Here is a 22,674-nt window from a genome sequence, read left to right as displayed (position 1 = left end):
GCTGTCCCGGAAGTCCCCAGGTCGTCCACAGACGGTCCACAACTTCTCCCGTTATCTTGTGGATATGCTGTGCGTAAAGTTCACGTTGCTGCGTCGCAACAAGGGGCTGACGGTGGTTCGGTGGTGTGCATTCCGGGCTTTTTGCCTACAATGAAACCCCAACTATCGCAGTTGCCATTGATTGTTGGTTACGGGCGCGTCAGCAGCTGACGCGCCCTTTTTTATGGCCGCTCGTTCCTGCTCGGAGCCGCGGTTTTCCCCAGTGTTTGAGCCGTTCTCCTGATGAATCACATCCGCAATTTTTCGATCATCGCGCACATCGACCATGGCAAGTCCACGCTCGCCGATCGCATCATCTCCCTCTGTGGCGGCCTGTCCGACCGCGAGATGAGCGAGCAGGTGCTTGACTCGATGGACATCGAGAAGGAGCGCGGCATCACCATCAAGGCTCAGACCGCCGCGCTCAAGTACAAGGCGCGTGACGGGCAGGTTTACGACCTCAATCTGATCGACACACCTGGCCACGTGGACTTCTCTTATGAGGTCTCACGTTCACTCTCGGCCTGCGAAGGTGCGCTGCTGGTGGTGGATGCCAGCCAGGGCGTTGAAGCGCAGACCGTGGCCAACTGCTACACGGCTCTCGAGCTGGGTGTGGAGGTGGTGCCGGTGCTCAACAAGATGGATCTGCCCAACGCCGATCCCGAGAACGCGAAGAGCGAAATCGAAGATGTGATCGGCATCGATGCCACGGACGCCATTCCCTGTTCGGCCAAGACCGGCATGGGCGTCGAGGACATTCTGGAAGCCGTGGTGGCGCGCATTCCGCCCCCCAAAGGCAACGCTGATGCACCGCTGCGCGCCATGATCGTGGACAGCTGGTACGACGCCTACGTGGGCGTGGTGATGCTGGTGCGGGTGGTGGACGGGCGCCTGCTCAAGAACGAGCGTTTCAAGATGATGGCGACCAACACGGTCTACAACGCCGACAGCATGGGCGTGTTCACGCCGGGCAACGAGCCTCGCGAATCGTTGCAGGCCGGTGAGGTGGGCTACATCATTGCGGGCATCAAGGAGCTGCAGGCGGCCAAGGTGGGCGACACCATCACCCTGGAGAAAAAGCTGCCCAACAACGCCGGTCCGGCCACCGAGGCCTTGCCTGGCTTCAAGGAAGTGCAGCCCCAGGTGTTCGCCGGCCTGTACCCGACCGAAGCCAACCAGTACGACTCGCTGCGCGATGCGCTGGAGAAGCTCAAGCTCAACGACGCTTCTCTGCAGTACGAACCCGAGGTGTCGCAGGCGCTGGGCTTCGGCTTTCGCTGTGGCTTCCTCGGCTTGCTGCACATGGAGATCGTGCAGGAGCGGCTGGAGCGCGAGTTCGACCAGGATCTGATCACCACCGCACCCAGCGTGGTGTACCAGGTGATGAAGCCCGATGGTGAGGTCATGATGGTGGAGAACCCGTCCAAGATGCCCGACCAGGGTCGACTGGAAGAGATTCGTGAGCCCATCGTCACTGTGCATCTCTACATGCCGCAGGAGTACGTGGGTGCGGTCATGACCCTGGCCAACCAGAAGCGCGGCATGCAGCTCAACATGGCGTATCACGGCAAGCAGGTCATGCTGACCTACGACATGCCCCTGGGCGAGATCGTGCTGGACTTCTTCGACAAGCTCAAGTCGGTGAGCCGGGGCTACGCGTCCATGGACTACGAGTTCAAGGAGTACCGCGCGGCCGATGTGGTGAAGGTCGACATCCTGCTCAACGGCGAGAAGGTCGACGCCTTGTCCATCATCGTGCACCGTTCGCAGTCGCAGTACCGTGGTCGTGCGGTGGTGGCCAAAATGCGCGAGATCATCAGCCGGCAGATGTTCGACGTGGCGATCCAGGCGGCCATTGGCGGCAACGTGATCGCGCGCGAGACCATCAAGGCGCTGCGCAAGAACGTGCTGGCAAAATGCTACGGCGGTGACATCTCCCGCAAACGCAAACTTCTCGAAAAACAGAAAGCAGGCAAGAAGCGCATGAAACAGATCGGCTCGGTGGAAGTTCCCCAAGAGGCGTTCCTCGCCATATTGCAGGTGCAGGACTGATGCAGGCGCTCATGGGAACGGTCACCGCGGTGATCCTGGCGGCTTTTGTGGCCTACGCGGGCGCCTGGTACGCCGGCGTGGTGGAAGGCAATTTTGCGCTGCTGCTGATGCTGGCCACGGTCGTCACGGGGCTGTACTGGCTGGCCGAACGGCTGGTGTTTCTGCCTCAGCGCCGGCGCGCGGCGGAGCAGTTGCTCGTCGAACACAACACGCGCAAGGAAGCCTTGATCAAACAGGGTTTCAGCCAGGTCGAAGGCGACGTGGAGCCCGCGCGCCAAAAACTGTTGGCGCAACCCTGGTGGCTGGACTGGACCGCGGGTCTGTTCCCCGTGATCCTGGCTGTGTTCGTGCTGCGATCGTTCCTCTTCGAGCCGTTCAAGATCCCCTCGGGTTCGATGATTCCGACCCTGCGCGTGGGCGATTTGATCCTGGTGAACAAGTTTCACTATGGCGTGCGCATGCCGGTGTTCAACACCAAGCTGATTGCCAACAACGACCCCCAGCGCGGCGACGTGATGGTGTTTCGCTACCCCCCACAGCCCAGCCTGGACTACATCAAACGCGTGATTGGTGTGCCCGGCGACGAGGTGGCCTACTTGAACAAACAGCTGACCGTCAACGGCAAGGCCGTGCCGCGCGTGGCGCAGCCGGACTTCTTCGACAGCGATTCCATGCGCTACTCGAAGCAGTTCGGGGAAACACTGGATCAGCGCCAGTACAGCACCCTCAACGACGACGACAGGCCCGCATTCATCCCGGGTGCCACCGAGTTTCCGTTTGCCGACGGTTGCAAGTACACCGTCGAAGGCGTGACCTGCAAGGTGCCCGCAGGGCACTATTTCATGATGGGCGACAATCGGGACAACTCGCTGGACTCGCGCTACTGGGGCTTCGTGCCGGAGCGCAACATCGTCGGCAAGGCCTTCTTCGTCTGGATGAATTTTGGCGACCTGGGACGCATCGGATCCTTTGAATGACAACCATCACCTGTGGAGCTTGACGTCATGAAATTGAAGCAACAGCAACGCGGCCTGACCTTCATGGGCCTGATCATCGTGGGCATCTTGCTGGCCTTGGCCGGCGTGGTGTTTGCGCAGGTTGTGCCTACCTACATCGAATACATTGCAGTGCAGAAGGCGGTGGACAAGGCGGCTGCAGGGTCCACCGTGGCGGAGGTTCGCCAGATTTTCGACAAGGCCGCCACCATCGACGACATCCGCACCATTTCGGCCAAGGATCTGGTGGTGGGCAAAGAGGGCGACCGCGTGGTGGTGTCCTATGCCTACACCCGCGAGATTCCGCTCGCCGGCCCGGCTTACCTGTTGATGAAATACGAAGGCCGCTCGAAGTGACATGCAGCCAGGGGGAGCGCTCGATGGAGCGCCCGCATTCTTGAATCCGGAACTCACGGCGCTGCAACGGCGCCTGCAACACAACTTTGCCAATCCGCGCCTGCTGGAGCGCGCACTGACGCACCGCAGCTTCACCGCCGACCACAACGAACGCCTGGAATTTCTGGGCGATTCGGTGCTCAACCTAGCGGTCTCAGGTCTGCTGTTCGAAAAGCTCAACCAGTTGCCCGAGGGCGATCTGTCGCGCGTGCGCGCCAATCTGGTCAAGCAGGACACCTTGTTCGACATCGCATCGCGGCTGAACCTTTCAGCCGGTCTGCGGCTGGGTGATGGCGAAAAGCGCTCGGGTGGGCAGAAGCGCCCTTCGATCCTGGCCGACGCGCTCGAGGCGGTGATCGGTGCGGTGTACCTCGACGCCGGCTTTGAAGTGGCTTCGGCGCTCGTGCGCCGCCTCTACAGCGACCTGGAGCTCAACGCGCAGATGAGCGCCATGGGCAAGGACCCCAAGACCGAATTGCAGGAGTGGCTGCAGGGGCGCAAAATGAAACTGCCGGTCTACCGCGTGGTGGCCACTCTCGGCGAGGCGCACAAACAGACCTTCGACGTGGAGTGCACCGTGACCGAGACCGGCCGCAGCGAACGCGGCATCGGCGCGTCGCGGCGGGCCGGTGAGCAGGCCGCTGCCGCGGCCATGTTGCAGCACCTCACCGCCGATCCCAAGCAGGCCCATGCCTTGCCACCCGCGACCCCCGATGTCGCCCCTTCCGCCAAGGTACCTTGAAGCCATGCCCCGCACACCCGTGAACCCGCCATCCAATCCCGACCTCGATGCCATGCTGGCCAAGGCCTTGAGCAAGGAAACGGCGGCCGTGCCGGCCGATTCGCCTGCGGAAGCCGTGGCCGAGGTCGACCCCGCCGAACAACGCTGCGGCTATGTGGCCATCGTCGGCAAGCCCAATGTGGGCAAGTCCACCTTGCTCAACGCTTTGGTCGGGCAAAAGGTGAGCATCACCTCGCGCAAGGCGCAGACCACGCGCCACCGCATCACTGGCATGCGCACCGTAGGCCCCACACAGTTCATCTTTGTGGACACGCCCGGTTTCCAGACCCGCCACGGCAACGCGCTGAACCGCGCGCTGAACAAGACCGTGATGGGCGCTGTGAGCGATGTGGATCTGATCCTCTTCGTGGTGGAAGCGGGCCACTTCAACCTGGCCGACGCCAAGGTGCTGTCGCTGTTGCCAGCCAATGTGCCGGTGATCCTGCTGGCCAACAAGTTCGACCTGGTGCACCGCCGCGGCGATCTGGCACCGTGGCTGCGCTCCATGCAGGAACGCCACCCGTTCACCGAGTTCGTGCCGATGTCGGCCAAGACCGCCAAGGACATCGAGCGCCTGTTCGGCATCTGCGAAAAATTCCTGCCGCAGCAGCCCTGGATGCACGACCCGGAGGACCTGACCGACCGCAGCGAACGTTTCATGGCCAGCGAGATGGTGCGCGAAAAACTGTTCCGGCTCACCGGCGACGAATTGCCCTACACCTCCACCGTGATCATCGACAAGTTCGAGGAAGAGGGCGCGCTCAAACGCATCGCAGCCACCATCGTGGTCGAGCGTGAAGGCCACAAGGGCATGGTGATCGGTGAGGGCGGCGAGAAGCTCAAACGCATCGGTACCGAGGCGCGCCAGGAACTTGAAAAGCTCTGGGACTGCAAGGTGTTTCTGGAGCTGTGGGTCAAGGTCCGCTCGGGCTGGGCCGATGACGATGCACGCGTTCGTTCTTTCGGTTACGAGTGAGCCGCCGGCTGCCTGACCCGTGGCCCTGAAACGCGTTTCCGAGGAACCCGCCTTCGTCCTGCACCGCTACGACTGGAGCGAAACCAGTCTGGTGCTGGAAGTGTTCACCCGCCACCATGGCCGCATCGCGCTGGTGGCGAAAGGGGTGAAGCGCCCCACCTCCCAATTCCGCCCGGTGTTGCTGCCGCTGCAGCCGCTGCATGTGTCGTGGACGGGGGACGCCGAGGTGCGCACGCTCAAGTCGGCGCAATGGCAGGGTGGGCACGTGATGCCCACGGGCGAGGCGCTGATCTCGGGCAGTTACCTCAACGAACTGCTCATGCGCCTGCTGGCGCGCGACGATCCCCACGCCAGCCTCTTCGACCACTTCGCCCTGGCGGTGCAACTGCTGGCCGAGAAGAGCGATGCGCAGCAGGTGATCTTGCGGGCGTTTGAACTGCTGCTGCTGCGCGACGTGGGCTTGTTGCCCGACCTCGCGCAAGAGGCCAACACCCTGGCGCCTCTCGACCCCGACGGGCTGTATGTGCTCACGCCCGAAAGTGGTCTGCGCGCGGCCCACGGCGACGACGCGCATCCCCTCAGCGGTGAGCAGTGGCTGGGGCTGCAAGCTGCCATGGACGGCCCGGCGCCTTTCGTCACCACGCTGCGCGCGTGCGCCAACGCGTTGCAAGCCCTGCGCCCGCAGCTGCGCCACCTGCTGCACTACCATTGCGGCGTGCGGGTGTTCAAGACGCGGCAACTCATGCTGGATGTGCAAGCGATGACGCGGCCCCGCTCCACTGGGGCGTCCGAGCCCGGTGAACCGGCAACCCCCAACCCCGAGCCCACCCCATGAACGCGGTCACCTCTCCCTTTCTTCGCACCGCGCTCTCGGTCAACCTCAACAAGGTGGCCCTCGTGCGCAACACGCGCCACCTGGGCATTCCGTCGGTCACCCGCGCAGCCACGCTGTGCCTGCAGGCTGGCGCCCGCGGCATCACGGTGCATCCGCGACCTGATGAGCGCCACATCCGTGCGCACGACGTGCACGACCTGGCCGAGCTCATGAAGGCCTGGCCGGACCGCGAATACAACATCGAAGGCAACCCCTTCCACAACCTCATGGGCTTTGTGCGCGCCGTGCGGCCGCACCAGGTCACGTTCGTTCCCGACAGCGAGGGCCAGTTCACCAGCGACCACGGCTGGAGCTTTCCCGCAGACGCAGAACGCCTGCGCCCGCTGATCGACGAGTGCCGTGCGCTGGGAGTGCGCGTGAGCCTGTTCATGGACGCCGATGCCCACCAGATGGCCGGTGCCAAGGCCGTGGGTGCCGATCGCGTGGAGCTCTACACCGAGCCCTACGCGGCTGCGTGGCACACGCCGCAGCGTGCCGAGCAACTGGAGCGTTTTCGTGTTGCCGCGCAGGCGGCGTTGGACGCGGGGCTGGGTGTGAACGCCGGTCACGACCTGAACCGCGACAACCTCACCGCGTTTCTGCGCACCGTGCCCGGCGTGAGCGAGGTGTCGATTGGTCATGCTCTGATGGCCGACGCGCTGGAGCTGGGCTACACCGCCACCATCGCTGAGTACAACCGCTGCATCGCTGAAGCCAGATGATTTTTGGTATCGGCACCGACATCTGCGACATCCGGCGCATCGAGGCGACGTTTGAACGCCAGGGCGAACGTTTCGTGCGCAAAGTGCTGAGCGACGCCGAATTCGCCGTCTGGCAGAAGCGCAGCGCGCGCTGGCCCCAACGCGGCTTGCGCTTCCTGGCCACGCGCTTCTCCGCCAAGGAAGCCTTCTCCAAAGCCATCGGTCTGGGCATGCGCATGCCCATGACCTGGCGGCAGTGCGAAATCACCAACCTGTCCAGCGGCCAGCCGGTCATCGTGCTGCACGGCGGGCTCAAGACCTGGTTCGAAGCCCAGGGCTTGCGCGCGCATGTGACCGTGACCGACGAGACCGACTACGCGGCCAGTTTCGTCATCGTTGAACGCGACTGACCTCGACCTTTCTTCGAGATCCGGATCCATGAACCCACACTCCCCTCTCATCATCGATGTTGCCGGTCTCGCCTTGACCACAACCGACCGCCAGCGCCTCGCCCACCCCCTGGTCGGCGGCGTCATCCTGTTTGGCCGCAACTGGCACGACCGGTTGCAGCTCACGCAGCTGTGCCGCCAGATCAAGGCTGTGCGGCCCGATTTGCTGATCGCGGTGGACCACGAAGGCGGCCGCGTGCAGCGCTTTCGCACCGACGGCTTCACCCATCTGCCGCCCATGGCCGCGCTGGGGACCATGGCCATGCGCGCGGCCAAGGCGGGTGAGCCCGACGGTGTGGCCACCTTGCAGGCTTGCAACGCCGCTACCGCGGCGGGCTACGTGTTGGGTGCCGAGCTGCGCGCCTGCGGCGTCGACCTGAGCTTCACGCCGGTGCTGGACCTCGACTTTGGCGAAAGCTCGGTGATCGGCGACCGTTCTTTCGGCCGCGATCCGCGCATCGTCACGCTGCTCGCGCAGGCGCTGATGCACGGCCTGCTGCAAAGCGGCATGGGCAACTGTGGCAAACATTTCCCGGGCCACGGCTTCGTCAAGGCCGACTCGCACCTCGCCATTCCGGTGGACCGTCGCAGCCTGAAAGCCATCCTGGCGGAAGACGCGGCACCCTACGGCTGGCTCTCGGCCAGCCTGCAGGCCGTGATGCCCGCCCATGTGATCTACCCCAAGGTCGACCAGCGTCCCGCAGGCTTTTCCGCGCGCTGGTTGCAGGAGGTGTTGCGCCACCGCCTGGGCTTCACCGGCGCCATCTTCAGCGACGACCTCAGCATGGCCGCGGCGCGGCAGATCGATGGTCAGGCCGTGAGCTTCACGACCGCTGCGCTGGCTGCCCTGCAGGCGGGTTGCGACATGGTCTTGTTGTGCAACCAGTCCGTGGAAGCCGGTGGTGCTCCGATCGACGAGGCCATCGACGATCTGTCCCAGGCCTGTCTGAACGGTGACTGGCTGCCCAGCGAAGCGAGCGAAGAGCGCCGCGTGGCTTTGCTGCCGGGGGGCGCTGCGCCCGACTGGGACAGCTTGATGGTGAGCGAACGCTACATGCAGGCGCTATCGCTGCTGCCCTGACGCAAGCCCCACCTCAGGCTCAGTTCTCCAGACCCAGCTTCTCCAGCAGGTCCGACACCAGCTCCAGGCGCAGCAGCGGATTGTCCAGCGCCATCAGCCGCTGTTTGAGCTCGGCCGGTGCCGGCAGCAACTCGGCCCAGCGGTTGGCCACCCAGCCGCTGTCGTCCCACTGGTAGGGCGGCTGCAGGGGCAACTGGTCCAGGCTTTCGGGATCGCGCTCCTGCAGGTTCTGCAGCAGGCGCTTCAGCGCGTCGCGGGTGTTCGCCAAGTCGGTCGGCACCGCCACCACGGACTCGTGCTCGTCCAGCGTGACGTCGGCCACCCACAGACCGTGCGGCAGTTGGCTGCGGCGGTTGATGTGGAAACGCTGCAGACCGCGGCACTTGATCACCATGAGCCCGGGCTGGGGCCGTTCCAGGCTCTCGATGTGGGCCAACGTGCCCACCGCGTGAAACACCTCTTTGGCGAAGCTGTCACCCGTGGGCGGTGCTGCGGGATTGGCACGGCGCACCTCGCTGCCTTCGCTCAGGCAGACCACGCCAAACGGAGCGCCGGCCTTGTGGCAGCGGCCGATCATGTCGAGGTAGCGCACTTCGAAGATGCGAAGCGGCAACCACCCGCCAGGGAACAGGGCGGTCTGCAGCGGAAACAGGGGGAGCTGAGACAGCGTGAGCGCCTCGGCTGCGGGTTCGGAACTCAATCGTTGACCACCGCGTCGGCGCTCTGGCGCTGCAGCATGGCCAAGGTGTTGGCGATGGTGGTGCGCAGTTCGCGCCGGTCGGAGATGAAATCCACCGCGCCCTTGGTCTGCAAAAACTCGGCGCGCTGGAAACCTTCGGGCAGCTTCACCCGCACGGTGTTCTCGATCACGCGTGGGCCGGCGAAGCCGATCAGCGCCTTGGGCTCGGCAATCACCACATCGCCCAGGAACGCAAAGCCTGCGCTCACGCCGCCCATGGTCGGATCGGTGAGCACGCTGATGTAGGGCAGGCCCTTCTTGGCCAGGCGGGTCAGCGCGGCGTTGGTCTTGGCCATCTGCATGAGCGAGAGCAAGCCTTCCTGCATGCGCGCACCACCGGTGGCGGTGAAGCACACGAAGGGCACCTTCTGGGCGATGGCTTCTTCAACGCCGCGCACGAAACGTTCGCCGACGACCGAGCCCATGGAGCCGCCCATGAAGTCGAATTCAAAGCAGGCCACCACCAGGCTGATGCCGTGCACCGCGCCACCCATGACGATCAGCGCGTCGGTCTCGCCCGTGGTTTCCAGCGCGTCTTTAAGGCGCTCGGGGTACTTGCGGCTGTCCTTGAACTTGAGGGCGTCGACCGGCAGCACTTCCTGCGCGAGTTCGTAGCGCCCTTCGGCGTCCAGAAACGCGTTGAGCCGCGCGCGCGCGCCGATGCGGTGGTGGTGGCTGCAGTGCGGGCAGACGTTCTGGTTTTTTTCCAGATCGTTCTTGTAGAGCACCGCCTCGCAACTCGGGCACTTGATCCACAAACCTTCCGGCACGCTGCGGCGCTCGGTCGGGTCGGTGGGGGTGATCTTGGGAGGCAGCAGTTTTTCGAGCCAGGACATGTGTGTTCTCCGTGCAGCAGCAGAATGTTTGGAATTAGACCATGCAGAAAGGTGCGAGCGGGCCAGCCGCCGGGCCGCCCCCAAGGCAGGCCCAGCCCCCTTGGGGGGCAGCGACCCGCGCAGCGGCGGAGCGTGGGGGAACCCCGTTATGCGTCTAGAGCTTTGCGGATCGTGCGAATGAAGTTCGAGGCAACAGCCACCACTTTTTCATGCGGCTCGTTGTCGATCAGCTGGATGATCTTGCTGCCGATCACCACGGCGTCGGCCGCGCGGCTGATGGCGCGTGCGGTTTCCGCGTCGCGGATGCCGAAGCCCACGCCCACGGGCACGTTCACGTGAGCGCGGATGCGCGGCAGCATGGCTTCGACCTGGCCCACGTCAAGCGTGCCGGCACCTGTCACCCCCTTGAGCGACACGTAGTACACGTAGCCACTGGCCACGCGTGCCACCTGCGCCATGCGTTCGTCGGTGGAGGTGGGGGCCAGCAGGAAGATCAGGTCCATGCCGTGCTCGCGCAGTGAGGCGGCGAACTCTTCGCACTCTTCGGGCGGGTAGTCCACGATCAACACGCCGTCCACCCCGGCCGCCGATGCGTCGCGCACGAAGGCGCCCACGCCGTGCTTCTGGTCGTAGCGCTCCACCGGGTTGGCATAGCCCATGAGCACCACGGGCGTGGTGTCGTTGCGCTCGCGGAAGGTGCGCACCATGGCAATCACCTGGGTGAGGCCGATGCCGGCGGCCAGTGCGCGGTCGCCCGCCTTCTGGATCACCGGGCCGTCGGCCGACGGGTCGGAGAAGGGCACGCCGAGTTCGATGACGTCTGCGCCCGCTTCGGCCATGCCGTGCATGAGGTCGGGCGTGATGTCGGCATAGGGGAAGCCGGCGGTGACGAAGGGGATGAGGGCCTTGCGGTCCTGCTTTTTCAGCGCGGCAAAGGTGGATTCGATGCGGCTCATTTTTTCACCTCGATGGTGGCCACGCCACCTTTGACCGACTGCCCTTTGCAGCTCGGGCGGCAATAAAAGTCGGCGTTGGACAGGTCGGCCACGGTGCCGATGTCCTTGTCGCCCCGGCCCGAGAGGTTGACCAGGATCGATTGATCGGCCTTCATGGTCCTGGCCAGCTTCATGGCGTAGGCCACGGCGTGGCTCGATTCGAGCGCGGGGATGATGCCCTCGGTGCGGCACAGGTAGTGAAAGGCCTCCAGCGCCTCGGCGTCGGTGATGCCCACGTACTCGGCGCGGCCGATGTCTTTCAGGAACGCGTGTTCGGGGCCCACGCCGGGGTAGTCCAGGCCGGCGCTCACGCTGTGCGTTTCGGTCACCTGGCCGTTGTCGTCCTGCAGCACATAGGTGCGGTTGCCGTGCAGCACACCCGGGCTCCCTTTTTGTAGCGAGGCCGAGTGTTTGCCGCTTTCCATGCCTTCGCCAGCGGCTTCGACGCCGATCAAGCGCGTTTGCGCGTGGTTGATGTAGGGGTAAAAAATACCCATGGCGTTGCTGCCGCCACCCACGCAGGCGATCACCGCGTCGGGTTGCTCGTTCTTGCAGCCGGCGGCCAGCAGCATCTCGGGCATCTGCACCAGGCATTCCTCGCCGATCACGCTCTGGAAGTCGCGCACCATCATCGGGTAAGGGTGAGGACCGGCCACGGTGCCGATGATGTAGAAGGTGTTGTCCACGTTGGCGACCCAGTCGCGCATGGCCTCGTTGAGCGCGTCCTTGAGCGTGCGGCTGCCCGATTCGACCGGCACCACGGTGGCGCCCAGCAGCTTCATGCGGTAGACGTTGGGGCTCTGGCGCTTCACGTCTTCACTGCCCATGTAGACCACACACTCCAGCCCATAGCGCGCGCAGATGGTGGCGGTGGCCACACCGTGCTGGCCCGCGCCGGTCTCCGCAATGATGCGCGGCTTGCCCATGCGTTTGGCGAGCATGGCCTGGCCGATGGTGTTGTTGATCTTGTGCGCGCCGGTGTGGTTGAGGTCTTCGCGCTTGAGGAAGATCTGCGCTCCACCGGTCTCGCGGCTCATGCGGGCGGCGTGGTAGACCGGGCTGGGTCGGCCCACAAAGTGCGCGAGTTCACTTTTGAATTCGGCCAGGAACTCGGGGTCGTGCTGGTATTTCGCGTACGCGGCCTTGAGCTCGTTGATGGCGTGGGTGAGCGTCTCGCTCACGAAGCTGCCGCCGTAGATGCCGAAGTGGCCGCGGGCGTCGGGTTGCTGGTAGGTCTGCATGGGGTGATCTCGTCTCGGTTGCCCGACCCCGGATCGGGGGCGATCAGGGCAGGCGGGAAAGGTGTTCGTCGGCTGCACGAACGGCAGCGACGAAGGCGTTCATGAGGTCCGGGCTCTTGATGCCCTTGGACACCTCGACGCCGGAACTCACATCAACGGCCCAAGGCCGCACGCACGTGATGCCATCGATCACGTTTGCAGGCGTGAGTCCACCAGACAAAACGAGGCGAGAGCTGGCGTTTAGAAGCGGATGTGACCAAGGGAATGCTGTCCAGTCGAAGGATTGACCCCCACCGCCGAAGCCTTCGACGTGCGCGTCGAGCAGGATCGCTTGGGCTGTTGAGAAGTCCGTCGCGTATTTTAGGAGATCGAAGCCTTGCCCGGCAGCACCTGTGGGTATGCGCGCGGCGCGCATGAAGGGGCGGCCAGCGGCCAGGCAGTCGGCGGGTGACTCGTCGCCGTGGAACTGGAGCAGGGCGTTGGGTACGGCTTCGCACGCGCGCTGAACGTACTCGGGGCTGGCGTTGACGAACAGCAGCACGGGTGTCACGAAAGCGGGCAGGCGGCGGGCCAGCTCACCAGCGCGTTCCGGCGTGACATGGCGCGGGCTTTTTGCGTACAGCACAAAACCAACGGCATCGGCTCCCGCGCGGGCGGCTGCGTCCACATCGGCCTCGCGTGTGAGGCCGCAGATCTTGATGCGGGTGCGGTGTGCGTTCATGGCAACCAGTCGAAGGCGGACGTGCGCAGCGGCAAGCCCAAAGCCTCATCGTAGACCGGCCCGAGGAAATACAGGCCGTCCGGGGAAAAGGTGGGTGCTGCCACGTCCCGGCTGCGGGCCTGGAGCACCTCGGCCATCCACTCGGGCGGGCGGCTGCCGATGCCGATGGCGATCAGGCAGCCCATGATGTTGCGGATCATGTGGTGCAGGAAGGCCGAGGCCTCGAACTCGAAACGCCAATAGGCACCACGGCGAGCGATCTCGGCGCGCATCAGGTGTTTGACCGGCGAGTGGGCTTGGCACTGGGCGGCGCGGAACGACGAGAAGTCGTGCTCGCCCACCAGCATCTGCGCGGCTTGCACCATGGGCTCCAGTGCCAGCGGTCGGAACACCCAGCCGACCTGACCGGCGTCCACGCTGGGGCGCACGGGCGACTCAAGCAGCACGTAGGCGTAGCGGCGCGAGCGTGCGCTGCCGCGCGCGTGAAAGCTGCTGTCGACCTGGCGCGCCCACTGGATGGCGATGTCGGAGGGCAGGAAGGCGTTGGTGCCCCTGACCCAGGCGTTTTCGTCGCGCTGCAGCGCCGTGTCGAAGTGCACCACCTGCATGAGCCCGTGCACACCCGAGTCGGTGCGGCCGGCACACAGGGTTTTGATGGGTTCCGTGGCGCCGAACCGGGTGAGGGCTCGCTCCAGCTTGTCCTGCACGGTTTGGCCACCCAACTGGCTTTGCCAGCCCTCATAGGCGCGGCCGTTGTAGCTGACACCCAGAGCGATGCGGGTCACGTCACCCTCCGGGATTCACAAGTGCAGGCGCCGGGCCGGCCGGCAGGCCGGCCTTGAGGACGTGTCAAGCCAGATCGGCCAGGAAGGTGCCTGCCTTGGTTTTGAGGGAGCCGGATGCTTCTGCCAGCACCTCTTCCGCCAGAGAACGGGCGCCTTCAAAGTCGCCGATCGCGCGGAATTCTTCTGCCAGGGACAGCTTGGTTTCCAGCGGATTTTCCTGGCCGGATGCATCGCTGGCCGTCATGTCGATTTCGGCGGGCGCTTCCAGGTCGAGGTTCAGATTGTTCAGATCGAATGCCATCGGTGCCGGGGCAGCGTCCACAGCACTCTGGTTCACGGGTGCTGCGCGGTCAGAGGATTCGTCGGGAAGGTCCATGTCAAGACCAAAATCTGGCGCTTCTTCGCTCAAGTCGAACGTGGGCGCTTCCGGGGTGGCGGCTGCGACTGGAGTGGGCGCTATCTCTGAAGGCGGCTGCAAGTTCGCGGGTTGCGAAGGGAAATCCAGGTCGAAGTCCATGGACATGGAGGGCGGACCCGAGGGTTCGGCAGTCTGGCTGGTGAGCGCGTCGGTGATCTGGAGATCGCCCATGTCCGACAAAACCGCATCGGGCGGTGCAGCGGCGTAGGCTGGCGCCACGCTCTGGTCGGTGCTGGCGTCGTCGAGCGAAAAATCCAGGTCGAGGTCAAGATCGCCCATGCCCGATGCCGGGCTGCCCGAAGGACCCGACATGGTGCTGCTGACAAACGGCATGGTGTTGGCACCAGCTGCCGCAAAATTCTCGACAGCGCCGGCCTTGGCCGCCGGTTTGCCACCGGGTTGGTACAGCGGGTTGGACGGGTCAAGCTCCTTGCCCAGTTCGCAGGCCCGATCCCATTCAGGACCCTGGCCCTGGGTCAACCCAAACGCTTCAGTGGCCACAACTTCAAAAGCCCTGGCATCGCGGCGCTTGGCGTAAATCTCCAGCAATTTGTTGTGAATGGCCACGCGCGTGGGCGTGCTGCGCATGGCTTCCTTGAGGATTTCCTCGGCCTGCAAGTCTCGGCCGTAGGCGAGGTACACGTCGGCCTCGGCCACGGGGTCAACATCGCCGGCTGCGTCCAGCTGGCTGGGCGAATAGACCATGGACGAGCCCGAGGCTGCGGATTCCGCGGTGTCGATGCGCTGCCCACCGCTGGAGCCAAAGAACGAATCGGGCTGGAGACGGCTTTCCAGGAAGGAGCTGTCAACGCTGGCACCGCCTTTGCGCTGTCGCATGCGGTAGATGCCGAAGCCCGCCAGCAGGGCCAGCAGCCCCCCGGCCAGGGGCAGCACCAAGGGGTTGTCGCGCAGCTGGTCAATGAACGATGGCTCGTCAGGCAGGGGAACGGGAGCGGGTGCCGCAACCTGCGGGGTTGGCGTGACGGCGGGTGCGGCGGCGGGAGGTGCCTCCGGTGCAGCGGCAGCGGGTGTTTCCGCCGGCGTTGCAGCGGGTGCCGCGGCTGGTGGCGTTGCACTGTCGGCTGGCACCGCAGGTGCAGCTGGTGGCGTCGCTGGTGCAGGTGTTGCGGCTGTAGCGGGCGCGGCCGCAGCGGCCGGTGCAGCCGGTGTGGCGGGGGCTGCTGGCGTTGCCGGTGCGGGAGTGCCCAGTTTCGCCAGCTCGTCGATGTTGCGCGAAAGCTCAGCCACGCGGGTCGACGCCTCTTGCGCTTGCCGTTCCTTGGCGATCTGGTCTTCGCGAGCGGTCTGCGCGGGCGTGGCGCCTTTGGACAGTGTCAGCTTGTCGGCGGCAGGCGCCGTGGGCGCAGCGTCTTTCACCTCGGCCTGCACCTGGCCAGCCGCCTGCCGGTCGGCTGTGCCCACGTCGGCATCGGGCGCTGCGCCGGCCAGGCGACGGCGGAATTCGTTGAAGTCGCGGCTCTGGGCCTCTATGGTCTGGCGCGCTTCTCCTGCGTTGACTGCGCCGGCTTGTTCGGCGGTGGGCAGATCGATCACGGCGCCTGCCTTGATCCGGTTCACGTTGCCACCAATGAACGCACTGGGGCTGGAGCGGAGCATGGCCACCAACATCTGGTCCAGCGACACGTTTGCGGGGCGGTTGGAGGCGGCGATGCGTCCAGCCGTGTCGCCGGCCTGCACGCGAACCTGCGCACCACCGGATGCAGGGGCGGGCGCTGGCGCTGCTGCGCGCTCGGGCTGCGCGACGGGCGTCGAGGGCGGTGAGACGGCGGGTGCTGGCGCAGGCGCGGCCTGAGCCACGGGCGGCAATGGTGCACTGGGCAACACGGGTTGGGCTCGTGTGGCTGGCGGTGCGCTCACCCCGGGTGCAATGGGCACCGGTCGGGGCGCCGGGCGCAGGTTGGGTGGATCAAACAGGAGCGTGTAGTCGCGAACGATGCGGCCTGAAGCCCAATTGGCTTCGACGATCAAATCCACAAAGGGCTCGTTGACCGGGCGAGGGCTGGTCAGTCGAAGAAACGAACGGCCGTCGGCTCGGCGTTGCAGCGAGATCTGCAGACCGGAGAGGGCGGCATTGATTTCCATGCCCGAGGCGCGAAACGTCTCAGGCGCTGCGAGGCTCACCCGCAGGCTGGCAGCCTCTTCAGGGTTGATGTCTGGAACGTCGATTTCCGCCCGCAAAGGCTCCCCCAGCGCAGACTGAACGACCACACGTCCCAAAGCCAAGGCCTGGGCAGCTCCGTGGTGCGTGAGCGCTGCGCACAGCAAGGCGGCTGCAGCTATGGCTTGCAAGCCACCAAACCCGGTGATTTGTCGCACCTGGCTCGCCGATTGAAAGGGGGTATGGCGGGGTTTGAATGGCACTTGGACCTCGAAGGAAAAAACCTAATTTTGACCTTAACATCAACGGATTACGGTGACAAGCTGAGAATCCGCTTGAGTTTCCCAGCCCACCGTTTGTCGTGTTTGGCCCTTGAATTTACGTTGCTGACTTGCAACGAACCTTTTCAGCTGTTTCCGGGTCCCGCCGCCTTTCGCACCCGACCCCCATTGCACTCAAGCGTCGAGCAGGATGCGCAGCATGCGGCGCAGCGGTTCGGCCGCACCCCACAGCAACTGGTCGCCAATGGTGAAGGCGCCCAGGTATTCCGGACCCATGGCCAACTTTCGGATGCGCCCCACCGGGATTGTCATCGTGCCGGTGACGGCCACGGGCGTCAGGTCTTTGATGGTGGCTTCGCGGGTGTTGGGCACCACTTTCACCCAAGCGTTGTCGGCCGCGATCATGGCTTCGATGTCGGCCAGCGGCACGTCCTTGCGCAGCTTGAAGGTCAGTGCCTGGCTGTGGCAGCGCATGGCGCCCACGCGCACGCAGAAACCGTCGACCGGGATGGCCGACGAACCGAAGCCTTCACCCAATCCCAGAATCTTGTTGGTTTCGGCCATGCCTTTCCACTCTTCCTTGGACATGCCATTGCCCAGGTCCTTGTCGATCCAGGGAATCAGCGAGCCGCCCAGCGGCACGCTGAAGTTGGCTGTCTCGGCGCCGGTCAATGAGCGCTGCTTGGCGATCACCTTGCGGTCGATTTCGAGAATGGCGCTCTTGGGGTCGTCCAGCAAGGCTTTGACTTCGGCGTTGAGCGTGCCGTACTGCGTGAGCAGTTCGCGCATGTGCTGTGCGCCACCGCCCGACGCGGCCTGATACGTCTGCGTGCTCATCCATTCGACCAGACCAGCCTTGTACAGCGCACCCACACCCATGAGCATGCAGCTCACGGTGCAGTTGCCGCCGACCCAGTTCTTGCCGCCGTTGCCCAGGGCGGTCTTGATCACGGGCAGGTTGACCGGGTCCAGGATGATGACGGCCTCTTTGTCCATGCGCAGGGTGGACGCCGCGTCGATCCAGTGGCCATTCCATCCGGCAGCGCGCAGTTTGGGGAACACCTCGCTGGTGTAGTCGCCGCCCTGGGCCGTGATGATGATGTCGCAGCGCTTGAGGGCGGCGATGTCGTGCGCGTCCTGCAGCCTGGTTTCGTTCTTCGCCATCGTGGGGGCCTTGCCGCCCGCGTTGGAGGTGGAGAAGAACAGCGGTTCGATCAGGTCAAAGTCGCTTTCCGCGACCATGCGGTCCATGAGCACCGAGCCCACCATGCCGCGCCAGCCTACGAGTCCTACGAGTTTCATGTCAACGCCCTTTCAAAGTTGAAAAACCTTTTGAGCCCCGGCTCGTCGTGCCGGGTGGGGGCGTGACGAACCGGAGCTGGATCAGCCCTTGGTAATCGTTTTGGTGATGGCAGCCACGACCGCATCACCCATCTCGCGGGTGCCGACCTTCGTGGTGCCTTCCGACCAGATGTCGGTCGTGCGCAAGCCGGACGCAAGCACGCTGCTGACCGCACTTTCAATGCGGGCGGCAGCAGCGGGCTGGTTGAGTGAGAAACGGAGCATCATGGCAGCGGACAGTATTGTAGCCAGCGGATTGGCAATGCCCTGGCCGGCGATGTCCGGTGCACTGCCGTGGCTGGGCTCGTACAGGCCCTGGTTCTTCGTGTTCAACGAGGCCGAGGGGAGCATGCCGATGGAGCCGGTCAGCATGGACGCTTCATCGGACAAGATGTCACCGAACATGTTGCCCGTGACCACCACATCGAACTTCTTGGGCGCGCGCACCAACTGCATGGCCGCGTTGTCCACGTACATGTGTTCGAGCTCCACATCGGGGTACTCGGCGTGCACCTCGGTCACCACGTCTTTCCAGAACTGGAAGGTTTCCAGCACGTTGGCCTTGTCGACGCTGGTTACTTTTTTGTTGCGCTTGCGGGCCGCCTGAAAAGCCACGTGCGCGATACGCACGATCTCCGGCTTGCTGTAGCGCATGGTGTCGAACGCTTCTTCGGCACCGGGAAAGTGGCCGTCTGTGGCCACGCGGCGGCCGCGCGGTTGGCCGAAGTAGATGTCGCCGGTGAGCTCTCGGATGATGAGGATGTCCAGGCCCGAGATGATTTCGGGCTTGAGGCTGGAAGCGCCCACCAACTCGGGGTAGCAGATGGCGGGACGGAAGTTGGCAAACAAGCCCATGTGCTTGCGCAAACCGAGGATGGCCTGTTCAGGGCGCAGGGGTCGGTCGAGCTTGTCGTATTTCCAGTCACCCACGGCACCGAACAGAACTGCATCGGATTCCATCGCCAGCTTCAAGGTCGACTCGGGCAGCGGGTGGCCGTGGGCTTCGTAAGCCGCGCCACCGACCAGGGCCGATTCCATCTCGAAGGGAAGGTCGAGCACGTCAAGGACCTTGATGGCTTCGGCGACGATTTCGGTACCGATGCCATCACCGGGAAGAACTGCGATTTTCATGGGTTGTGAATGGTTCACCCCGACCTCCGGCCAGGGTGTTGTCTCTCGTTGGGTCAGACCGGCATCGTGTGATGGAGCCAGGGCTTGGTGGCCAGACGTTCGGCCTCGAAAGCGGCGATCTTGTCCTTGTAGCGCAGGGTCAGGCCGATGTCGTCCAGGCCGTTGATCAGGCAGAACTTGCGAAACGCCTGCACTTCAAACGGCAACTCCTCGCCCTGGGGCTTCACGATCACCTGGCGCTCCAGGTCGATGGTGAGCTCATAGCCGGGGAACGCCGCCACCTCGTCAAACAACTGCGCCACCTGGGCTTCTGGCAGTTGGATCGGCAGCAAGCCGTTCTTGAAGCAGTTGTTGAAGAAGATGTCGGCGTAGCTGGGGGCGATGAGTGCACGAAAACCGTACTGGTCGATGGCCCAGGGCGCGTGCTCACGGCTGGAGCCGCAACCGAAATTCTTGCGTGCCAGCAACACCGACGCACCGGCATAGCGCGGCTGGTTGAGCACGAACTCCGGATTGGGCTTGCGGCTGGCCGGATCTTGTCCCGGTTCGCCTTTGTCGAGGTAACGCCATTCGTCAAACAGGTTTTCGCCGAAGCCTGTCTTGCGGATCGACTTCAGGAACTGTTTGGGAATGATCGCGTCGGTGTCGACGTTTTCCCGGTCCATCGGGGCCACGAGGCCCTTGTGCACAGTGAACTTGTTCATTTTTTCTTGGCGGCGTCTTCCAGCACCTGCCCACCCTTCTGGATGTCCTGGCCAACACCCTGAACGGTGTTGCAGCCAGCCAAGGCCAGCACGAAAGCAGCAGCGAGGAGGGTAGCGATCGATTTCATGAACTCTTCCTTTCAGGCAAATTGACGGACATCAACGAAATGACCATGCACAGCCGCAGCGGCCGCCATGGCGGGGGAAACCAGATGCGTGCGACCGCCGGCGCCCTGGCGCCCTTCGAAGTTGCGGTTGCTGGTGGAAGCGCAGCGCTCGCCCGGCTCAAGCCGGTCGGCGTTCATGGCCAGGCACATCGAGCAGCCGGGTTCGCGCCACTCGAAGCCGGCGGCTTTGAAGATCTCGTGCAGGCCTTCGCGCTCGGCCTGGGCTTTCACCAGACCAGAGCCCGGGACCACCATGGCCAGCTTCACGTTTTTGGCCACCTTCTGTCCGAGCTTCTTCACCACCGCCGCGGCTTCGCGCATGTCTTCGATGCGGCTGTTGGTGCAGGAGCCGATGAAGACCTTGTCGACAAAAATGTCGTCGAGCGCCTTGCCCGGCTGCAGGCCCATGTAGGTCAGGGCGCGTTCGATGGCACCGCGCTTGTTGACGTCTTTTTCGCGGTCGGGATCGGGCACGTTGCCGTCGATCCCCAGCACCATTTCGGGCGAGGTACCCCAGGTGACCTGCGGCACGATTCTGCTGGCGTCGAGTTCGACCACCGCATCGAACTTCGCGTCGGCGTCGGACTGCAGCGTATTCCAGTACGCCACTGCGTGGTCCCACTCCACACCCGTGGGCGAGAGCGGGCGACCCCTGACGTACTCGATGGTCTTTTCATCCACCGCGACCAGGCCAGCACGTGCACCGCCTTCGATGGCCATGTTGCACACCGTCATGCGACCTTCGATGCTCAGAGCGCGGATGGCGGTGCCGCCGAACTCGATGGTGTACCCGGTGCCGCCAGCAGTGCCGATCTTGCCGATGATGGCGAGAACGATGTCTTTGGCGGTGCAGCCCTTGGCGAGTTGGCCGTCCACGCGCACCAGCATGTTTTTCGCTTTCTTGGCCAGCAGCGTCTGCGTGGCCAGCACATGTTCGACCTCGCTGGTGCCGATGCCGTGCGCGAGCGCGCCGAACGCGCCGTGGGTGGACGTGTGGCTGTCGCCGCAGACCACCGTCATGCCGGGCAGGGTGGCGCCGTTTTCAGGGCCGATCACGTGCACGATGCCTTGGCGTTTGGACATGAAGGGGAAGAACGCGGCGGCGCCGAATTCGGCGATGTTGCTGTTCAGCGTGGTGATCTGCTCTTTGCTGATCGGGTCGGTGATGCCGTCGTAGCCCAGTTCCCAGCCGGTGGTGGGCGTGTTGTGGTCGGCGGTGGCCACCACCGAGCTCACCCGCCAGACCTTGCGGCCGGCCTGGCGCAGTCCTTCAAACGCCTGGGGGCTGGTGACTTCGTGCACCAGATGCCGGTCGATGTAGAGCACGGACGTGCCGTCGTCTTCGGTGTGGACGACGTGTTCGTCCCAGATCTTGTCGTAGAGCGTGCGTCCCATGGCGGTTCCGTTGATGATCGCTGGCGGCGATCCTGAAAACTGGAGAGCCCTCGATTTTACGGGCTCCGAATGAAAAACGCCCGCTGCACCGGGAGGTGCCGCGGGCGCTGCGTTCAACGCAAGCGGATCAGCGCGTTTCCAGCGGCTTGATGTCGCGGCGTGGCGAGCCGGTGAACAGCTGGCGTGGACGGCCGATCTTGTACTCGGGGTCGCCAATCATCTCGTTGAGCTGGGCAATCCAGCCGACCGTGCGGGCCAGAGCGAAGATGCCGGTGAACAGGTTCACCGGGATGCCGATGGCGCGCTGCACGATGCCGGAGTAAAAGTCCACGTTGGGATAGAGCTTGCGCGAGACGAAGTACTCGTCTTCCAGCGCAATCTTCTCCAGCTCCTTGGCGAGCTTGAACAGCGGGTCGTTCTCCAGGCCGAGTTCCTGCAGGACCTCGTTGCAGGTTTCCTGCATGAGCTTGGCGCGCGGGTCGTAGTTCTTGTACACGCGGTGACCAAAGCCCATGAGCTTGACGCCGGAGTTCTTGTCCTTGACCTTCTCCATGAACTCGCCGACCTTGGACACGCCACCCTGGCGCTGGATGTCTTCCAGCATGTTCAGGCAGGCTTCGTTGGCGCCGCCGTGGGCCGGGCCCCACAGGCAGGCCACACCGGCGGCGATCGCCGCGAACGGGTTGGTGCCCGACGAGCCGCACAGGCGCACGGTCGACGTGGAGGCGTTCTGCTCGTGGTCGGCGTGCAGGATGAAGATGCGGTCGAGTGCGCGCTCGAGCACGGGGTTGACCACATATTCTTCACACGGCGTGCCGAACATCATGCGCAGGAAGTTGCCCGAATAGCTCAGGTCGTTCTTCGGGTACATGTAGGGCTGTCCGATGCCGTACTTGTACGACATGGCCACCAGCGTGGGCATCTTGGCGATCAGGCGAATGGCCGCGATTTCGCGGTGCTTGGGGTTCGTGATGTCCGTGCTGTCGTGGTAGAAGGCCGACAGTCCGCCGACCAGGCCCGTGAGAACCGCCATGGGATGTGCGTCACGGCGGAAGCCACGCAGGAAAAACTGCATCTGCTCGTTCACCATGGTGTGGTTGATCACGAGCTTGTGGAAGGCCTGGCGCTCCGAGTCGTTGGGCAGCTCACCCTTGAGCAACAGGTGGCAGGTGTCGAGGTAGTCGCACTGCGTGGCGAGCTGCTCGATCGGGTAGCCGCGGTACAACAACTCGCCCTTGTCGCCGTCGATGTAGGTGATGGCCGACTGGCAGGCGGCTGTGGACAAAAAGCCCGGGTCGTAGGTGAACATGCCGGTCTGTGCATACAGCTTGCGGATGTCGATCACGTCCGGACCGACGCTGCCGGCATACACCGGCAGGTCCACGCTGGGGCTGCCGTTGGAGAACGACAGGGTGGCTTTGTTGTCAACGAGTTTCATGCGGGTTCCTTCTGTTGGG

Annotated in this window: 22 protein-coding genes; 9 read left to right on the top strand and 13 right to left on the bottom strand. The window is 64.3% G+C overall.

Annotated elements, in window-relative coordinates:
- Positions 1-282 precede the first annotated feature (282 nt).
- The 9 genes from lepA to nagZ are packed head-to-tail and all read left to right on the top strand — an operon-like array spanning position 283 to position 8,344.
- Complete coding sequence (gene lepA, locus BSY239_RS12450; RefSeq protein ID WP_069047137.1) at positions 283-2,091, top strand: translation elongation factor 4; 1,809 nt, start codon at positions 283-285, stop codon at positions 2,089-2,091.
- Positions 2,091-3,068 (top strand): signal peptidase I, encoded by a 978-nt coding sequence (lepB, locus tag BSY239_RS12445; RefSeq protein WP_069047136.1) that lies wholly within the window; start codon positions 2,091-2,093, stop codon positions 3,066-3,068. The genes lepA and lepB overlap by 1 nt, the downstream gene beginning before the upstream one ends.
- Positions 3,069-3,095: 27 nt before the next feature.
- Entirely contained in the window at positions 3,096-3,443 is a 348-nt protein-coding gene (locus BSY239_RS12440; protein WP_069047135.1) for a DUF4845 domain-containing protein, read from the top strand.
- Between the two features lies 1 nt (position 3,444).
- Positions 3,445-4,224: a ribonuclease III gene (gene rnc / locus BSY239_RS12435; RefSeq protein ID WP_442905725.1), complete on the top strand. Its 780-nt coding sequence runs from the start codon at positions 3,445-3,447 to the stop codon at positions 4,222-4,224.
- A gap of 4 nt (positions 4,225-4,228) precedes the next feature.
- Positions 4,229-5,239, top strand: coding sequence for a GTPase Era (gene era / locus BSY239_RS12430; protein WP_069047134.1), 1,011 nt, complete (start codon positions 4,229-4,231; stop codon positions 5,237-5,239).
- Positions 5,240-5,258: 19 nt separating this feature from the next.
- Complete coding sequence (gene recO, locus BSY239_RS12425; RefSeq protein WP_069047133.1) at positions 5,259-6,074, top strand: DNA repair protein RecO; 816 nt, start codon at positions 5,259-5,261, stop codon at positions 6,072-6,074.
- Complete coding sequence (locus BSY239_RS12420) at positions 6,071-6,835, top strand: pyridoxine 5'-phosphate synthase (RefSeq protein ID WP_069047132.1); 765 nt, start codon at positions 6,071-6,073, stop codon at positions 6,833-6,835. Before recO ends, BSY239_RS12420 begins: the two co-directional genes overlap by 4 nt.
- Entirely contained in the window at positions 6,832-7,224 is a 393-nt protein-coding gene (gene acpS / locus BSY239_RS12415; protein WP_069047131.1) for a holo-ACP synthase, read from the top strand. Before BSY239_RS12420 ends, acpS begins: the two co-directional genes overlap by 4 nt.
- 28 nt (positions 7,225-7,252) lie before the next feature.
- Entirely contained in the window at positions 7,253-8,344 is a 1,092-nt protein-coding gene (gene nagZ / locus BSY239_RS12410; protein ID WP_069047130.1) for a beta-N-acetylhexosaminidase, read from the top strand.
- Positions 8,345-8,363: 19 nt separating this feature from the next.
- On the opposite strand, the gene BSY239_RS12405 is transcribed toward nagZ, so the two are convergent.
- The 13 genes from BSY239_RS12405 to BSY239_RS12345 form a co-directional block, all read right to left on the bottom strand.
- On the bottom strand, positions 8,364-9,044 hold the full coding sequence (locus BSY239_RS12405; RefSeq protein WP_069047129.1) for an LON peptidase substrate-binding domain-containing protein: 681 nt from the start codon (positions 9,042-9,044) through the stop codon (positions 8,364-8,366).
- Entirely contained in the window at positions 9,041-9,919 is an 879-nt protein-coding gene (gene accD, locus BSY239_RS12400; RefSeq protein WP_069047128.1) for an acetyl-CoA carboxylase, carboxyltransferase subunit beta, read from the bottom strand. Before accD ends, BSY239_RS12405 begins: the two co-directional genes overlap by 4 nt.
- A 146-nt stretch (positions 9,920-10,065) precedes the next feature.
- Positions 10,066-10,875 (bottom strand): tryptophan synthase subunit alpha, encoded by an 810-nt coding sequence (trpA, locus tag BSY239_RS12395; protein WP_069047127.1) that lies wholly within the window; start codon positions 10,873-10,875, stop codon positions 10,066-10,068.
- Entirely contained in the window at positions 10,872-12,155 is a 1,284-nt protein-coding gene (gene trpB, locus BSY239_RS12390; protein WP_069047126.1) for a tryptophan synthase subunit beta, read from the bottom strand. Before trpB ends, trpA begins: the two co-directional genes overlap by 4 nt.
- 43 nt (positions 12,156-12,198) lie before the next feature.
- Positions 12,199-12,876, bottom strand: a complete 678-nt coding sequence (locus tag BSY239_RS12385; RefSeq protein ID WP_069047125.1) for a phosphoribosylanthranilate isomerase — start codon at positions 12,874-12,876, stop codon at positions 12,199-12,201.
- Positions 12,873-13,661, bottom strand: a complete 789-nt coding sequence (gene truA, locus BSY239_RS12380; RefSeq protein ID WP_069047124.1) for a tRNA pseudouridine(38-40) synthase TruA — start codon at positions 13,659-13,661, stop codon at positions 12,873-12,875. Before truA ends, BSY239_RS12385 begins: the two co-directional genes overlap by 4 nt.
- Positions 13,662-13,725: 64 nt before the next feature.
- On the bottom strand, positions 13,726-16,416 hold the full coding sequence (locus tag BSY239_RS12375) for a FimV/HubP family polar landmark protein (RefSeq protein ID WP_236944060.1): 2,691 nt from the start codon (positions 16,414-16,416) through the stop codon (positions 13,726-13,728).
- Positions 16,417-16,653: 237 nt separating this feature from the next.
- The gene (asd, locus tag BSY239_RS12370; RefSeq protein ID WP_069047123.1) at positions 16,654-17,781 is read right to left on the bottom strand and encodes an aspartate-semialdehyde dehydrogenase; all 1,128 of its coding nucleotides are present in this window, start codon (positions 17,779-17,781) and stop codon (positions 16,654-16,656) included.
- 81 nt (positions 17,782-17,862) lie between these two features.
- The gene (gene leuB, locus BSY239_RS12365; protein WP_069047122.1) at positions 17,863-18,951 is read right to left on the bottom strand and encodes a 3-isopropylmalate dehydrogenase; all 1,089 of its coding nucleotides are present in this window, start codon (positions 18,949-18,951) and stop codon (positions 17,863-17,865) included.
- A 53-nt stretch (positions 18,952-19,004) separates the two neighbouring features.
- Complete coding sequence (leuD, locus tag BSY239_RS12360) at positions 19,005-19,655, bottom strand: 3-isopropylmalate dehydratase small subunit (protein WP_069047121.1); 651 nt, start codon at positions 19,653-19,655, stop codon at positions 19,005-19,007.
- On the bottom strand, positions 19,652-19,783 hold the full coding sequence (locus BSY239_RS12355; protein WP_069047120.1) for an entericidin A/B family lipoprotein: 132 nt from the start codon (positions 19,781-19,783) through the stop codon (positions 19,652-19,654). Before BSY239_RS12355 ends, leuD begins: the two co-directional genes overlap by 4 nt.
- Before the next feature lie 12 nt (positions 19,784-19,795).
- Positions 19,796-21,217 carry a 3-isopropylmalate dehydratase large subunit gene (gene leuC, locus BSY239_RS12350; protein WP_069047119.1) on the bottom strand — a complete coding sequence of 474 codons (1,422 nt, stop codon included), beginning with the start codon at positions 21,215-21,217 and terminating at the stop codon, positions 19,796-19,798.
- A 127-nt stretch (positions 21,218-21,344) separates the two neighbouring features.
- Positions 21,345-22,655: a citrate synthase gene (locus tag BSY239_RS12345; RefSeq protein ID WP_069047118.1), complete on the bottom strand. Its 1,311-nt coding sequence runs from the start codon at positions 22,653-22,655 to the stop codon at positions 21,345-21,347.
- Positions 22,656-22,674: the final 19 nt, after the last annotated feature.

The sequence above is a fragment of the Hydrogenophaga sp. RAC07 genome (assembly GCF_001713375.1).
In the GTDB taxonomy this organism is placed as follows: domain Bacteria; phylum Pseudomonadota; class Gammaproteobacteria; order Burkholderiales; family Burkholderiaceae_C; genus Hydrogenophaga.
This window is presented reverse-complemented; position numbering and strand designations above follow the sequence as displayed.